This window comes from Mesorhizobium sp. B2-1-3A (assembly GCF_006442655.1).
Classification (GTDB): domain Bacteria; phylum Pseudomonadota; class Alphaproteobacteria; order Rhizobiales; family Rhizobiaceae; genus Mesorhizobium.
Genome location: NZ_VFWK01000005.1, coordinates 174,925 through 189,456 on the forward strand (window position 1 = coordinate 174,925; position 14,532 = coordinate 189,456).

Annotated in this window: 17 protein-coding genes and 1 riboswitch; of the genes, 3 read left to right on the forward strand and 14 right to left on the reverse strand. The window is 64.8% G+C overall.

The features are described 5' to 3' along the window. Positions 1–201: 201 nt before the first annotated feature. Together FJ977_RS21095 and FJ977_RS21100 are read left to right on the forward strand one after the other, a co-directional pair. Positions 202–651 carry a universal stress protein gene (locus tag FJ977_RS21095; RefSeq protein WP_140774137.1) on the forward strand — a complete coding sequence of 150 codons (450 nt, stop codon included), beginning with the start codon at positions 202–204 and terminating at the stop codon, positions 649–651. Positions 652–768: 117 nt separating this feature from the next. Next, the gene (locus tag FJ977_RS21100) at positions 769–1,326 is read left to right on the forward strand and encodes a sugar O-acetyltransferase (protein ID WP_140774138.1); all 558 of its coding nucleotides are present in this window, start codon (positions 769–771) and stop codon (positions 1,324–1,326) included. 43 nt (positions 1,327–1,369) lie between these two features. On the opposite strand, the gene FJ977_RS21105 is transcribed toward FJ977_RS21100, so the two are convergent. The 4 genes from FJ977_RS21105 to FJ977_RS21120 form a co-directional block, all read right to left on the reverse strand. Then, positions 1,370–1,834 carry a GNAT family N-acetyltransferase gene (locus FJ977_RS21105; RefSeq protein ID WP_140774139.1) on the reverse strand — a complete coding sequence of 155 codons (465 nt, stop codon included), beginning with the start codon at positions 1,832–1,834 and terminating at the stop codon, positions 1,370–1,372. Positions 1,835–1,956: 122 nt separating this feature from the next. Then, complete coding sequence (locus FJ977_RS21110; protein WP_140774140.1) at positions 1,957–2,520, reverse strand: manganese efflux pump MntP family protein; 564 nt, start codon at positions 2,518–2,520, stop codon at positions 1,957–1,959. A 79-nt stretch (positions 2,521–2,599) separates the two neighbouring features. Then, a riboswitch (yybP-ykoY riboswitch) is annotated at positions 2,600–2,696 on the reverse strand. A 119-nt stretch (positions 2,697–2,815) separates the two neighbouring features. Beyond that, the gene (locus FJ977_RS21115; protein WP_140774141.1) at positions 2,816–3,565 is read right to left on the reverse strand and encodes a sulfite exporter TauE/SafE family protein; all 750 of its coding nucleotides are present in this window, start codon (positions 3,563–3,565) and stop codon (positions 2,816–2,818) included. 21 nt (positions 3,566–3,586) lie between these two features. After that, a complete protein-coding gene (locus tag FJ977_RS21120) occupies positions 3,587–3,781 on the reverse strand; it encodes a hypothetical protein (RefSeq protein WP_140774142.1) in 195 nt (64 codons plus the stop codon). A 148-nt stretch (positions 3,782–3,929) separates the two neighbouring features. Here FJ977_RS21120 and FJ977_RS21125 point away from each other — a divergent pair, with 148 nt between their 5' ends. Next, the gene (locus tag FJ977_RS21125) at positions 3,930–4,805 is read left to right on the forward strand and encodes a LysR substrate-binding domain-containing protein (RefSeq protein ID WP_140774143.1); all 876 of its coding nucleotides are present in this window, start codon (positions 3,930–3,932) and stop codon (positions 4,803–4,805) included. A 3-nt stretch (positions 4,806–4,808) separates the two neighbouring features. Here FJ977_RS21125 and FJ977_RS21130 read toward each other — a convergent pair whose 3' ends face one another. The 10 genes from FJ977_RS21130 to FJ977_RS21185 form a co-directional block, all read right to left on the reverse strand. Then, positions 4,809–5,213, reverse strand: a complete 405-nt coding sequence (locus FJ977_RS21130) for a DUF6314 family protein (protein ID WP_140774144.1) — start codon at positions 5,211–5,213, stop codon at positions 4,809–4,811. Positions 5,214–5,332: 119 nt separating this feature from the next. Beyond that, positions 5,333–6,112 carry an ABC transporter ATP-binding protein gene (locus FJ977_RS21135; protein WP_140774145.1) on the reverse strand — a complete coding sequence of 260 codons (780 nt, stop codon included), beginning with the start codon at positions 6,110–6,112 and terminating at the stop codon, positions 5,333–5,335. 24 nt (positions 6,113–6,136) lie between these two features. Continuing rightward, positions 6,137–7,165 carry an iron ABC transporter permease gene (locus FJ977_RS21140; protein WP_140774146.1) on the reverse strand — a complete coding sequence of 343 codons (1,029 nt, stop codon included), beginning with the start codon at positions 7,163–7,165 and terminating at the stop codon, positions 6,137–6,139. Positions 7,166–7,426: 261 nt separating this feature from the next. Continuing rightward, positions 7,427–8,476, reverse strand: a complete 1,050-nt coding sequence (locus tag FJ977_RS21150; RefSeq protein WP_140774147.1) for an ABC transporter substrate-binding protein — start codon at positions 8,474–8,476, stop codon at positions 7,427–7,429. A gap of 255 nt (positions 8,477–8,731) precedes the next feature. Further along, entirely contained in the window at positions 8,732–9,496 is a 765-nt protein-coding gene (locus tag FJ977_RS21155) for a substrate-binding domain-containing protein (RefSeq protein WP_140774148.1), read from the reverse strand. Positions 9,497–9,892: 396 nt separating this feature from the next. Next, positions 9,893–11,008 (reverse strand): alkene reductase, encoded by a 1,116-nt coding sequence (locus FJ977_RS21165; protein ID WP_140774150.1) that lies wholly within the window; start codon positions 11,006–11,008, stop codon positions 9,893–9,895. Between the two features lie 47 nt (positions 11,009–11,055). Then, positions 11,056–11,346: a metalloregulator ArsR/SmtB family transcription factor gene (locus FJ977_RS21170; RefSeq protein WP_140774151.1), complete on the reverse strand. Its 291-nt coding sequence runs from the start codon at positions 11,344–11,346 to the stop codon at positions 11,056–11,058. 170 nt (positions 11,347–11,516) lie between these two features. After that, positions 11,517–12,215 (reverse strand): RES family NAD+ phosphorylase, encoded by a 699-nt coding sequence (locus FJ977_RS21175; RefSeq protein ID WP_140774152.1) that lies wholly within the window; start codon positions 12,213–12,215, stop codon positions 11,517–11,519. Further along, on the reverse strand, positions 12,209–12,619 hold the full coding sequence (locus tag FJ977_RS21180) for an MbcA/ParS/Xre antitoxin family protein (RefSeq protein ID WP_056570976.1): 411 nt from the start codon (positions 12,617–12,619) through the stop codon (positions 12,209–12,211). Before FJ977_RS21180 ends, FJ977_RS21175 begins: the two co-directional genes overlap by 7 nt. A 195-nt stretch (positions 12,620–12,814) precedes the next feature. Beyond that, positions 12,815–14,248 (reverse strand): aldehyde dehydrogenase family protein, encoded by a 1,434-nt coding sequence (locus tag FJ977_RS21185; protein ID WP_140774153.1) that lies wholly within the window; start codon positions 14,246–14,248, stop codon positions 12,815–12,817. Positions 14,249–14,532: the final 284 nt, after the last annotated feature.

Here is a 14,532-nt window from a genome sequence, read left to right on the forward strand (position 1 = left end):
GAAAAGGCGACCGCATCGCCAATGGCAGGCTGCATCGGACCGGCCTGACGCTGGTTTCAGGTCCCACCCTCCTCGCCTGGCCCTGATCCACATAAAGCTGGCCCTGTGAGGAGGCCCGCCGCGCAACTATATCAGGGTAAGCCGCTCCAAGGCTCCCGCCACCCCAAGGGCATCGGCCCTTGCACAACAGGTCAGATCACCATGTACAAACATCTGCTCATCGCCACCGACGGATCGGAACTGGCGGACAAGGGCGTCGCCCATGGCCTCACATTGGCCAAGGGCATCGGCGCCGCCGTCACCTTCGTCACCGTCTCGGAACAATTCCCGATCTTCGCCTGGGGCGGTGCCATGGCCGGCTATGCCGCCGGCGACGAACTGGCCGTCTACCAGGAAGAATCGCGCAAATACGGCAAGGAGGTTCTGGCCAAGTGCAAGGCTTCGGCCGATGCGGCCGGCGTCTCCGCCGAGGTGGTCCATGTCGAGGACAAAAGGCCCGCCGAGGCGATCCTGGAACTGTCGCAGGCGCTGGGCTGCGACCTGATCGTGATGGCCTCGCATGGCCGCCGCGGACTGGGCAAGCTGCTTCTGGGCAGCCAGACGGCGGAAGTGCTGTCCTACACCGCAATCCCGGTGCTGGTCGTTCGCTGAGCAGTGCCCCCCGAGAGCTGGAGCCGGCTTTCGGAATCATGCTCAAACAACAGACAGGGGCGGCACGGCCTTCAGGCGCCGGCATTCATTCGAACGCGCCCTTCAGGAAAGCGACGAATGGCCGATGACGGTTGCACCAGGATAATCGCCGGAAGAACGCCGGAATCGGCGGCAATGTTGGCGGACGTCAAACGGGCGATGTCGATCACCGCCCGTCTCAACCGTTTGAAGTTCAACGACGCGGATGAGGTTCGGGCCTTGTTCAGCGAACTCATAGGCAGGAAGGTGGACGACAGCTTTTTGCTGATCCCGCCCTTCTACACGACCGGCGGCCCCGACATCCGCGTCGGGCGCAATGTCTTCATCAACCAGAACTGCACTTTTTACGATCTTGGCGGGCTCGACATCGCCGACGATGTGCTGATCGGGCCGAATGTCAGCCTCATCACATCAGGCCATCCCCTCGAACCCTCTCGGCGGCGCGCCTTCACCACCGCAAAGCCGATCGCGATCGGACGCAACGTCTGGATTGCCGCCGGCGCGACAGTCACCGGCGGCGTGACAGTGGGCGAAAATTCGGTCGTCGCGGCGGGCTCGGTCGTGACCAGGGATGTTCCCCCAAACACGCTTGTCGGCGGGAACCCGGCGAGGGTCATCAGGTCGATTGCAGAGTGAAGGCACGGGCAGGCCAAGCGTCTCCCTGACGACATCTTGGCCGTCACACTTCATCCAGGTCGAGATGCAGGAAGTGGTTGAAATCGGTCTGCGTGTAATTCGAATAGGCTTCGCCTTTGCGGAACCCAAACTTCTCATACAACGAGCGCGCGGCCTCGAATGAAGGTCCGCTTCCGGTTTCAAGGGAAAGACGACGGATTCCGCGCGCCTTTGCTGCATCTATGATGGTCGCAAGAATGCGAGTGCCCGCACCGCGGCCCATGAAATCCGGATGCGTTCGCATCGATTTGATTTCGCCTGTTCCGTCCCTCAGCATCTTCAAGGCTCCAATGCTGGCGATCCTCGTTCCATCCCACGCACTCCAGACCGTGACGCCAGGCTGTTGCAACTCCGAAAGGTCGAGAAAGAGCGCGCCTGGCGGAACGGTCGCGCCCATTCCAACCAGATGCAGGGCAATCAGATCGCGCGACTGGTGGTCGGATAGATCGTCTTCGCGGACCATCAGCATGCAGCCACCCATTTCAGCCTACACGGTCTCTCTGGTCGGAGCGTTGTTGACCCAGCTCAGTGCTCTTCCCAGGCCGGATGTCAACGTCGCCTTTCTGGCACGTCTCGACGCGCCGGCTCCTGTCAAGCCGTGAGGTGCTCGTAGAGTATGGAGCCGCCAAGGCCGATCAGAGCCAAGCCGCCAAGGATTTCCGCGTAGCGGCCGAAGCGGGCGCCGAGGAATCGCCCGGCAAGGACGCCGCCAGTCGACATCAGCGTGGTCGCCGCGCCGATGGCAAGCGCGATCGCCACGATGTTGACATCGAGGAAGGCCAGCGACACGCCGACCGCCATGGCATCGATGCTGGTACCGACGGCGGTTGCTATCAGTATCGCCAACGAGCGGTTGTTTTGCTCGGCCGGCGCGGCCGCATCGCGCTGAAACGCATGCAGGGCCATTCGTCCGCCGACACCGCCTAGCAGCACGAAAGCGATCCAGTGGTCGATGTGCTGGACATACTGGCTGGCGGCAATACCCATCAGCCAGCCACACAGCGGCGTCAGTGTCTCGATGAAGCCGAATACGGCGCCGGTCTTCAAGGCCTCGCCCCAGGACGGACGAACCGCTCCCGCGCCCCGCCCGATCGATGCAATCAATGCATCGACGGACATGCCGACAGCCAGGATGGCGATCGCGAATGGTGACATGATTCTGTGTCCAGGAGGACGTGATCCGGGCGGAGACGTTCGGCCTGTCCAACGGCCGAATTCCACCACGGTCTTGCCGAGCCGGACTGTTCCGGCTGAACGCACCACGCGGCATTCGCGAGTGTGTTGATGCGTTCCCGTCGGGTGGACGGTGGCTACTCCCCGATACCCGCTACCTAGAATCCGCCTAAACCAGAGTCAAGAAAGAACGATAGAAATCTTATTGAATTCAATGGCATAGCACAGGCTATACTTTCCAGACCTCACTCTGAAGACAAGTCAACGCTGATCAGCCTCACCACAGCGCCTCCCCCGCAAGATACGCGCCCAGCACCAGCAGGCCGATCAGGAACACCGTGCGAAACGTCTCGACGCTCATTGTCCGGCGCAGTGCCTGGCCGATGAACATGCCGGCCAGCGCCGGCGCCAGCGTCAGGACCGACCCCATCAGTTGCGTCGCCGGCGACGCCAGGGCGCCTGTCCGGAGCAGGCCCATGGCGAGAGCAACCGTCGATATGGTGAAGGACAGGCCGAGCGCCTGGATCAGGTCTTCCTTCTCCAGCCGCAGCGATTGCAGATAGGGCACCGCCGGAATGACGAAGACGCCGGTGGCGCCGGTGACCAGCCCTGTCGCCAAGCCGACCAGCGGCGACATCAAGGCCTCGTGGCGCGCCGGCATGGTGACGCCAGACTTGAACAGGCCGAGCAGGGCATAGAGCACCAAGGCCGCGCCAAGCCCTGCCGAGGCCGCGCCTGAATGCGCGCCGGTGAGCACCCCTGCGCCGGCGACGGTGCCAAGCACGATGCCAGCCATCATCGTCCACAGCCGCCTGATGAGCCCGCCGAAGGAAGGGCCGGTGAACAACTGCCAGAGATTGGTGACCAGCGACGGGATCAACAGCAGGGCGGCGGCCTCGGCCGGCGGCATCGTCACCGCCAGCAGCCCCATAGCCACGGTCGGCAGCCCCATGCCGACGACGCCCTTGACGAAGCCGGCGGCGAGAAAGACGGCGCCGATCCACGCGATGACGCCGGCGCTCAGCACGACCGCACCTTCTCCACGGGATCAGTCATGCAGCAGCATGTCCGTCGCGTCGGCATCAGGACCGGGTCTTGGCGCGGCATCGCGGCTGGCGGCTGATGCCGTGCATCCCCGCGAACCAGACTGCGCCTGCGCCACGGCAAGCGAGGCAACCGCGACCGCCAGCACGATCGCCGCGCTTTCAAGGATGCCTTGCCGGCCTGAGGTCTTGTCACTCATCGCACATCTCCATGGCGAACGATTTGACTGACACATGGACCGCGCACAATGTGGAAGTTGCGCTGCCAGCCTTCGGCTACGGCGAAGGCTGATCATCGGGGTCAACCGACTTTCCGAACCGCCAGACTGTTTTGCAGGGAACAAAAAGATGCGCTTCGACCTCACTGATCTCCGGCTGTTCCTGCTGGTTGCCGAGCGCGGCAGCATCACCCATGGTGCCGAACTCGCCGGGCTGGCGCTTGCCTCGGCCAGTGCCCGCATCAAGGGCATGGAGGAGCGGCTCGGCGCGCCGCTGCTGGAGCGCCGCCGCCGCGGCGTGGTGCCGACCGCCGCCGGCCACGTGCTGCTGCATCATGCGCGCGCCGTGCAGAACCAGATCGAGGCGATGGCCGGCGACCTCGGCGCCTATGCCGGCGGCCTGCGCGCACGCGTGCGGCTGATGGCCAACACCGCCGCCACGGCCGAGCTGCTGCGCGATATCCTGCCGGCCTTCCTGGTGGCGCATCCCGGCATCGACGTCGATCTCGATGAACGCTCCAGCCATGAGATCGTCGAGGCGGTGGCCAGCGGTGCGGCCGATCTCGGCATCGCCGCGACATGGGCCGGGCTTTCGCATCTCGAGCAGAAACCATTCTTCATCGACCGGCTGGTGGTGATCGTCGCGCGCGACTGGCCGGGGCTCTCCGGCTTGCATGCCGTCAACCTCGCCGACATCCTGGGCGAATCCTTTGTCGGCCTCGGCCTCGGCCACGCCCTGCAGGAGCACATCACCCGCCAGGCCGCCCGTCTTGGCGGCCACCTGCACATCCGCATCCGCGTGCCCGGCCTCGACAATGTCTGCCGGCTCGTCGCGCAAGGCGCCGGCATCGCCATCGTGCCCGAAAGTGCCGCGCGCCGTTCGGCCCGCCGGCTACGCAGCCTGCGGCTGACCGACGACTGGGCGACGCGCCAGCTCAATCTCTGCGCCCGCGGCTTCGACGAGCTGACGCCGCAGGCGAAACTGCTGGCGGCGGCGCTGGCCTGAGGACTATGGACCGGTGTTGTCGATGCGAAAGAACCGCCCGAGGCTCGCATAATTCTTGCGCGGTCCTTTGACCCGCCAGACCTCTACCCATTCGTCCCGCCCGCGAAAGAAGAATCGCCCGACATAGAGATCGGCGCCGCAGAGATGGCGGACGGTCTGCGCCGCCTCCGGCCCAAGCTCGATGAAGTCGCGGCCATCGGCATGAAGGATGCGCACCGAGCGCTCGCCCGGCTCGAGCCGGTAACGCCGGCTTGCCGGCATTTCTTGGGATCCGATCCGCATGGTTCCATGCTCGGTGAAGGCATCGGCCGTGACCACGGCGTCGCCGGCGAAGCGGTAGGCCGCGCCGGCCAGGAAATCGATCATGGTGCGGCGGACTTTCCAGTCGCCAACGAGGTTGTCCGCCATTGCTCCCTTCCTCGTCACAAGGGTCAACCGCGCTTCCTTGGCCAAATGCGACAGGGCACGATGCCGACTTGATCAGGCAAATTCTTGATCGCCGCAAGTCACCGCCTAAAGAAATCCGCTCAACCCGGCTCCACCTCGGCCACGCAGGCGACGTGGCCGCCCGCGCGGATCAGCCGGATCGGCACGCCATACGCGCCTGACAAAACCGACTCGGTGAGGATCTCCCCTGTCGGGCCGAGCACCGGCGGATGCCTGGGCGACATCACCAGCGTGCGATCGGCCAGCGCATAGGCGTGGTCGGGCGCGTGAGAGGTGAAGATCACGGCAAGGCCATTGGCCGCCAGCCGGCGTATCAACGCCAGGAAGCGCGCCTGGTTGGCGAAGTCGAGATGCGCGGTCGGCTCGTCGAGGATCATCAGCTTCGGTGCCTGCACCAGCACGCGGGCGATCTGCACCAGCTGGCGCTCGCCGCCGCTGATCTCGCTGTAGGCGGCGTCGATGAGATGGGCAATGCCAAGCGTCGTCAGCGCCTCGCGTGTCATCCGGGCAGCCTCGTCGCCCGGCGCGTCAAACAGGCTAAGATGCGGCGCCCGTCCCATCTCGACCACGGTGCGCACAGAGAAGGCGAACACCGTCTCATAGCTTTGCGGCACCAGCGCCAACAGCCGCGCAATGGCCGCGCGCGACAGCGATGCGATTGGCTGGCCTTCGAGTAGCACCGAGCCGGTGCTCGGGGCGGACAACCCAGCCAGGCAGCGCAGCAGCGTCGACTTGCCGACGCCGTTGGGGCCGAGCACGCAGACCACCTCGCCCGCCGCGATATCGAGGCCGATGCCGGAAAATACCGGACTGACGCGGCCGGGATAGGAGAAGCCAAGAGCGTCGGCGGCCAGGATCATGGCAAATCCATCATGACTGGCCCATCATGCCCAACCCAGCCTGCCGCGCCCGAGCAGCAGCATGAACACCGGCGCGCCGATCAGCGCGGTGAGGATGCCGAGCGGCACCTCGGCCGCCGTCACCGTGCGGGCGACATCATCGATGATGAGCAGATAGCAGGCGCCGAGCGACAGGGTCGCCGGCAGCAGGCGGCGGAAATCCGGCCCGACCAGGATGCGGGCGAAATGCGGAATGACCAGCCCGACCCAGCCGATGATGCCGCTGATCGACACGGCGGACGCCGCGATCAGCGTCGACAGCAGAATCATCGCCAGCCGCAGCCTGTTGACCTCGACGCCCATGATGCGGGCCTGTTCGTCGCCCATTGCCAGCAGGTTCAGCCGCCAGCGCAAGGCGAGCAGGCCGAGCACGCAGGGAATGGTCACGACCAGCACCGGCACGAGATCTGATGTCGACACGGAAGATAGCGAGCCGAGCAGCCAGAATTCGATGACCGGCAGTTTGGAGTTGGGGTCGGCGACATATTTGAGCAGCGACAGAAGTGCCGTGAACAGCGAGCCGACAATGACGCCGCCCAGCACCAGCGCGATGGTCGAGTTCAGCCGGAAGAAGCGGTTCATGGCAAAGCACATCGCCACCGCCAGCAGACCGAAGGCGAAGGCGCAGGCCTGCGTCGCATAGCGCTCGCCGAAAAGCAGGATCGCCACCGCCGCGCCAAAGCCGGCGCCGGCCGAAACGCCAAGCGTGAAAGGCGACACCAGCGGGTTGCGGAACACGCCCTGATAACAGGCGCCGGCAATCGCCAGCCCGCCGCCGACGACCATGGCGGCCAGCACGCGCGGCAGCCGGACATCGAGCACCACGGAACCGACCACCGGCGGCCAGTCCTGCGCGATCGGCAGGAATTGCGCTAATATGACCTTGATGACGGTGACGGGTTCGACGGGGTAGCGGCCGAGTAGGAAGGAGAGGAGAAAGAGGAGGACGGGCAGCGCGATGAGCAGGATGGCTGCGAGGCCGCGGGCGGGCTTGCGGGGTTCGGGCGCGGACACGGATTAATGCCTCACGCCGCTGGTAGTACGGGCGTGCATCCCTTGTGTATCGTTTGCGCTGCCCCTCATTGCCCTGCCTGGCATTTCTCCCCGTAAACGGGGCGAAAGAAGCTGTGCCGTCGCCGGCGCCCTTCCTTCAACGAAAGTGATTGGCAAAGCCATGGACAAGGGCGTCTTTCTCCCCGTCACTATACGGGGAGAAATGCCCGGCAGGGCAATGAGGGGCAGCGCGACAGTCACGATTGGCCTCGCCACTCGCTCTCAATTCGGCCCGCTATAAGCCTGCCCATAAAACTGCTGATAATACGCGTCAGCCCGCTCCTGCATGTCGATGTCGGCGAAGCGCTCGGGATAAAGCTTCTTCGCCATCCACAATTCGCCGAGCGCCAGTGCTTCGGGCAGCGGATAGCCCCAGGGCTTCACATACTCGGGCGTGATGTAGATGCGTTTGTTCTCGACCGCGTCGACATGCTGCCAGGCAGCGCCTGCCTTGATCTCGTCGGCCACCGGCGCGTAGCGATCCTGCACGAAGATCACTTGCGGATTCCAGGCCAGCACATCCTCCATCGACACCTTGGTGGCGCCGCGCACGCCGGAAGCGACATTGACGCCGCCGGAGCGCTTCATGATGACGCCGGTGTATTTGCCCGAGCCGTAGGTGTTCATGTCCGGGTTGGCCATATAGAGCTTCACCCGCTCGGCATCCGGGATCGAGGCGACGCGGTCTTCCACCTGCTTGCGCTGGGCAAAGGCATAGTCGAGCAGCTGATCGGCTCGCTCGCGCTTGCCGACGATGTCACCGATCAATTGAACGCCGATCTTCAGGCCTTCCGTATAGGCAAAATCGTCATCGGCGAATGTCGGATTGAGTTTCGGCGCCTCCACGCCTTCGCCTTTCGACAGCGAGATCGCCACCACCGGCAGCCCGGCCTGCGACAACTGCTCGATCATCGCCGGCGGCGCATAATTGGTGACAAAGACGACATCGGGCTTCAGCTTCAGCACTTCCTCGACATTGGCCGTCGAGAGATCGCCGGGCATCGGCAGGCCGGTGAGCTGCGGTGCGTATTTGTCGAGCCCGGGAATGAGCTTCGGCCAGGTGCGCAGCACGCCGACGATTTTGTCGGCGGCGCCAAGTTCGACCAGGATGTCGAGCGTCTGGTGCTGCAGCACGACGATGCGCTCGACCTTGTCCGGCACGGTCACCGTGCGGTTGAGCTGGTCGGTTATGGTGCGGGCCATCACTGGCGCCAGCGCCAGCAGCGACGATATCAGGGCAAGGGCGAGCACGCGGCCAAGGCGCAGATTCATTGGGGACCTCTCGATGGGCATTCGATGTGTTCGCATGCATATAGCGTGGTGCTGAGCGCGGCAAGCTCATCTCGGCTGGCGATCGCGCGCCTCCCCTTCTCCCCTTGTGGGAGAAGGTGGATCGGCGCGCAGCGCCGAGACGGTTGAGGGGTGTTCCAGCGGAGTGAGGCGTTGGTGTTCCCTGGAGCACCCCTCATCCGACCTCGCTTCGCGAGGTCACCTTCTCCCACAAGGGGAGAAGGAAGAGAGGCCGCGTCACAGCCCCTGCGGCAGAGCCACCGGCAGAAACCCGAAGTCCCGCAAGATCCCCTGCCCGACCGACGACAGGATAAACAGCGCCAATGCCTGTCCCGCCGGCGAACTCCCTTCCAGCGTCGCCAGCCCATATTCCGGCACGACATTCACCGCCGCCGGAATGTCCACGATGTCGACGCCCTCGGTCTCCTGCACCAGTCCTTTCAGGCCGGTGCGATAGCCGAGGAAGACATGGGCGGTGCCGGCGGCGAGTGCTGCCGCGATCGGGTCGTAGCGCCCGGGAATATTCGCCGTTTCAGAGCCGCCAACGAGCTTCTGCGCCTTGGCGTCGAGCAGCGCGAAGCCGCCGGGCCGCGCCTGGTCGATGCGCCGGAAGATCGCCCAGGCATAGTCGCCCGAAGGATCCTTCAGCGGCGTCGAGGTGGCGATGCCGATCGCCGGATCGAGCAGCCGGTCGACAAGATTCTGGGTGGTGATGCCGGCATCGCGGCGCACGGCGGCGGCCATTGTGTTGCGGGCAAAGACCACGGCCGGCCGCGCCAGCTTCAGTTCGGCGAGACGAGCCGGATGGGCAAAGCTTGCCGAGAGAAAGATATCGGGCCGCTCCCCCGCCTCGATGCGCTCGCGCAGCAGGCCGGCCGGGCCAAGCCGCGTCTCGGCCGTCACGCCAGTCATCGCCTGGTAAGCCGAGACCAGCGACGGCAGCACATGACGCAGGCTGCCGGCCGCATAGATCATCACCACGGGTTTTCTTGCTGGCGCCATCTCGCGAACCTCTGCCTCGAACCGGCAGACGTTATATCAATCCGAAAATAGCGTTGCCTTGCATCGCGTCTGTACGTCGTCGCGGCCGAATGTCAATCCGGCCGCGGATCAGCGAGGCTGCCGGCCCCATGGCAGGGCAATTGCATATGAGTTTTTACGAAGAGGACCCCCACCCTAACCCTCCCCACAAGGGGGGAGGGAACGCTGCCGCGCGCTACGCTTTGGCGTCGAAACTTCTACAGTTTGCCGAGTTCAGCGCCGGCGCGTGTCTCCCTCCCCCTTGTGGGGAGGGGTTAGGGGTGGGGTATGTGCCGGGCAAACCTTCGGGAAGTCTCATATGCGATTGCCCGCCCCCATTGGGAGCGGGCTGCTCTTCTCTTGTGGGCAGGCGACGGCTCAGGCCGCCGTCGGATAGTCCGTATAGCCCTTGGCATCACCGCCATAGAACGTCGCCTTGTCCGGGGTGTTCAGGTCGGCATTGCGCTTCAGCCGGCTGACGAGGTCGGGATTGGCGATGAACAGCTTGCCGAACGCGACAAGGTCCGCATAGCCGTCGGCGACAGCCTTTTCGGCCAGTTCCTTGTCGTAGCCATTGTTCACCAGCCAGGCGCCTGTGCCGCCGGCCTTGCGATAGCTGGCCTTGAGTTCTGCGTAGTCGAACGGCTTGTCGCCCTGGCTGAAATCGCGCGCGCCGCCGGTCGCGCCTTCGACGATATGGACATAGGCCAGGCCGCGGCCGCCCAGGCCTGCCACCGCGTGGTTGAAAAGCGGCTGCGGATCGGCATCCGAGGTGTCGTTGGCGGGCGTCACCGGCGACAGCCTGATCCCGGTCCTGCCGGCACCGACAGCACCCGTCACCGCGTCGACCACCTCGAACAGGAAGCGCGTCCGGTTCTCGATGGAGCCGCCATAATCATCGGTGCGATGGTTGGTGCCGGAGCGCAGGAACTGGTCGATGAGATAGCCATTGGCGCCATGGATCTCGACGCCGTCGAAACCCGCCACCTCGATCGCCACCTTGGCGGCGCGGCGAAAATCATCGACGATGCCGGGGAGTTCGGCCGCATCGAGCGCGCGCGGCTCGGAGGTCTCGACGAACTCGCCGATGCCATCGGGCTTGACCAGGAAAGTCTTGGAGTTTGCCCTGATCGCGGACGGCGCCACCGGCTTGCCGCCGCCGGGCTGCAACGCGGTGTGCGAGATGCGTCCGACATGCCAGAGCTGGACCACGATCTTGCCGCCGCCCCTGTGAACGGCGTCGGTGACGCGCTTCCAGCCGGCAAGCTGATCCGCGCCATAGAGGCCGGGCACGTTGGCGTAGCCCTGGCCCTGATGGCTGATGGCGGTGGCCTCCGTCACGATCAGCCCGGCCGTGGCGCGCTGGCTGTAATAGGTCACCGACAGGTCGCCGGGCACCGCATTGGGCGAGCGATTGCGCGTCAGCGGCGCCATGACGATGCGGTTCGCCAGCGCCAGGTCGCCGACCCGCAGGGGATCAAAAAGGGTAGCCATGAGAAAATGCCTTTCATGCATTCGGGGGGAGGAAGCGGGGAGGATCGTCAGAGATCGGACAAGGCGGCCTGAAAGGCGGCGATGGTTTCTTCGTTGCGCTTGTAGAACACCCATTGGCCGACCCGCCGCGTGGTAACGAGGCCGGCCGACGCAAGCGTCGCCAGATGCGCCGACACGGTGGACTGCGCCAGGCCGCAACGTTCGAACTGGCTGGCGCAGACGCCCATTTCGAGCGGATGCTCCTGCGCGGTGAAGTGCTTCTCAGGCTCCTTCAGCCACGCCAGGACATCGCGTCGAACCGGATGCGCCAGCGCCTTCAATATGATGTCGCGGTCCATCTTCACCTCGCATCGATCTCAACCGATATATAGATCGGGCGGAGGCGATATGGCAGGAAATCCATGCCATTATTTACGACAATCACAGCATGTTGATCTCCGGCCAGGGCACGAAACCGGAAATGGCGCCGCCGGGCGCCGGCCTCCGCGGCGAACGCGCCGCCATCCCGTCAGGTGACCGCCAGCACCTTGCCGGTATCGTGCTGGCGCACGAAGTCGACGCGCGCACCGTCCCAGTGGTAGCTGTAATGCCGGCCCTGCACCGGGACAGGGATGACGTCAGGCCAGAAGATGCCGATGCATTGGCCCCCGGGCATGCGCACGCTGTTCCAGAGAAGCCCGTCGCTGCCTTGCGCCCGCAGCGCCTGCCCCTCCGCCTGCGAGGCGGTGTAGTCGTTCGGTTCGAGCACGCCGGGCACGGCGTTGACGTCATCGAGGTCGCGGTCGACGCTGCCGATCAGCACGCGAAAGTCAGCCGTCCAGCCCGGATCCTCCTTGGTGGCGCGCATGAAATTCTGGTGATGGTGGATGGTTTCGGCCAGCGCCACATCCTCGCTGTCGCCGGCATAATAGAGGCCGTAGCTGCCATCCGAGAAGCGCCCGGGCCGCAGTGTCGAACAATGCACGAAGGGCGCCATGACGAAGCTGGCGCCGGGGCCGGACACCCGCCTTGCCGCCGCCACCTTGCCGAGGTCGCCGATCTCAAGCCTGATGCGCGGATTGGTCTTCTCCTCGACGGAAGCCAGCGCCTCCCAGTCGCGCGGATCGGCAATGTCCTCGAACAGGTCGATCGGCGGATGGATGGAGCGGATGATGCGAAAAGTCTGGGGCCAGTGGACGCGGCGCCGGACCGCGACCCCACTCACCATGCACCACGCTCCGCATCGAGCCATTCGCGCATGGCGGCAAGGTCGGAGATTTCGCCGCGCAGCATCAGGTCGAGCGCCGACTGGCCGCCGAAAGTGGCATTGGGCTTGCGGATCCAGGCATAGCCGCGCGCCGGCTCGGTGAAGAGATAGCGCAGGCCCTTGTGGATGCCCATCAGATGCGCCATGCGGGTGCGCAGGTCGCGGTCGATCCGCCCGATGCCGCCCTCCTTCCAGCGAGCCCAGGTCCGTGCCGACATGCCGCCGAGCAGGATGCAGGCCTCGAGGTCGGTAAGGCCCCACGCCTTGAACAAATTGACCGTTGTGCGCGCCAGGGCGCCCGCCTCCTCATCCGAGATGGCGCTGCCGACCGTGGCCGGCGTTGTGACGATCGACTGAAGCTGCATGTTGCTCACCCTGCTATTGGCAGAGATATAGCATGCATTTGCCAATTGGCAAGAAGAAGAGAGAAGCGCCACGCGATCGCTTCGTTTCGAACGCGTGACGAGAACCTAAATTGACAGCACCGACTTCGGAAATCAGCTCCACTGCACCCATGTAGCAAGATCAGCGCGCCGCATGAGCGGCGCGCTGTATCGGCATTACTCAGCCGCTTCGTACCCCGCGATGCCCTTGATCTCGAGGAAATCCTCGAGCCCGTATTCGGCGTATTCGCGGCCGTTGCCCGACTGCTTGTAGCCGCCGAAGGGCAGCCCGGCGTCCCAGGTCGGGTAGTTGATGTAGACATTGCCGGAGCGCATGCGTGCCGCCACGTCGCGGGCCTTCTGGATGTCCTTGGCCTGGATGTAGGAGGCAAGGCCGTAGACGGTGTCGTTGGCCTGCTCGACCGCCTGTTCGACCGTATCATAGGGCAGGATCGCCAGCACCGGCCCGAAGATTTCTTCGCGCGCGATACGCATGTCGTGGGTGACGTCGGCGAACACGGTCGGCCTGATATAGTAGCCGCGGTTCAGTTCGGCCGGGCGGCCGGGGCCGCCGGCGACCAGCGTCGCACCCTCGTCGATGCCGCTCTGGATCAGGTCCTGGATCTTGTCGAACTGGATCTGGCTGACGACAGGGCCAAGCTTGGTGTTGGCGCCGTCGGCCGGGCCAACGGTGAACTTTTCCGCCGCTGCCTTGGCATAACCGGCAGCCTCGTCATGACGGTCGCGCGGCACGAACATGCGGGTCGGCGCGTTGCAGGACTGGCCTGAGTTGCCGAAGCAGCCGGCGACGCCCTTGGTGACCGCGGTTGCGAGGTCGACATCCGGGAACAGGATGTTGGCCGACTTGCCGCCAAGCTCCTGGTGCACGCGCTTGACCGTGTCGGCGGCGGCCTTGGCCACCAATATGCCGGCCCGGGTCGAACCGGTGAACGACATCATGTCCACGTCGGGGTGGCTGGACAGCGCCTGGCCAACGCCGGGGCCATCGCCGTTGACGAGGTTGAACACGCCCTTCGGCACGCCCGCCTCGTCGATGATCTCGGCGAAGATGATGGCGTCGAGCGGCGCGATTTCGGACGGCTTCAGCACCATGGTGCAGCCGGCGGCAAGCGCCGGGCCGACCTTGCAGGTGATCTGGTTCAGCGGCCAGTTCCACGGCGTGATCAGGCCGACGACGCCGATCGGCTCCTTGACGATCAGCGCGCTGCCCTTGACGTGGCGAAACTGGAAGGTCTTCAGCGTCTCGGCCATCTTCTGCAGATGTGCAAGGCCAATGCCGACCTGGCTGTCAAGCGCCATCTGGCGCGGCGCGCCCATCTCGCGCGATACGGCGAGCGCCAGGTCCTTGGAGCGCTTCTTGTAGACCTCGATGACGCGGTTCAGGATGTCGAGCCGCTCTTCGACCGAGGTGAAGCCGAATGTATTGAAGGCGCGCTTGGCGGCGGCCACCGCCTTGTCGACATCGGCCTTGGAGCCGAGCGAGATCTGCGCGAAGGCATCCTCGTTCGAGGGATCGATGACATCGAGCGTGTTGGGCACAACAGGATCGACCCACGCGCCATCGATATAGAACTGCAGATTGTGTGACATGGTTTTCTCCTTGGGGGTGCCGCAGGCCGTTCCGGCCGTGATATCCAGCTAGAGATAACGATGCGCAAACGCCGCTGTCAAACGCAACCCCCGAAGTGGTTGAGCCAGCACGCCAGTGATTGAGCCAGAGTGCAGCATGCCGTCGTCGGACTTCGGACTGTGGCACTTATCCCGAACGCCAAGAAACCACAGTCGAGTTCCTTCGCGCCCCCCTCTGTCCTGCCGGACATCTCCCCCACTTGGGGGGAGATTGGCTACAACCGCGGCCTTCGCCAATCTCCAAC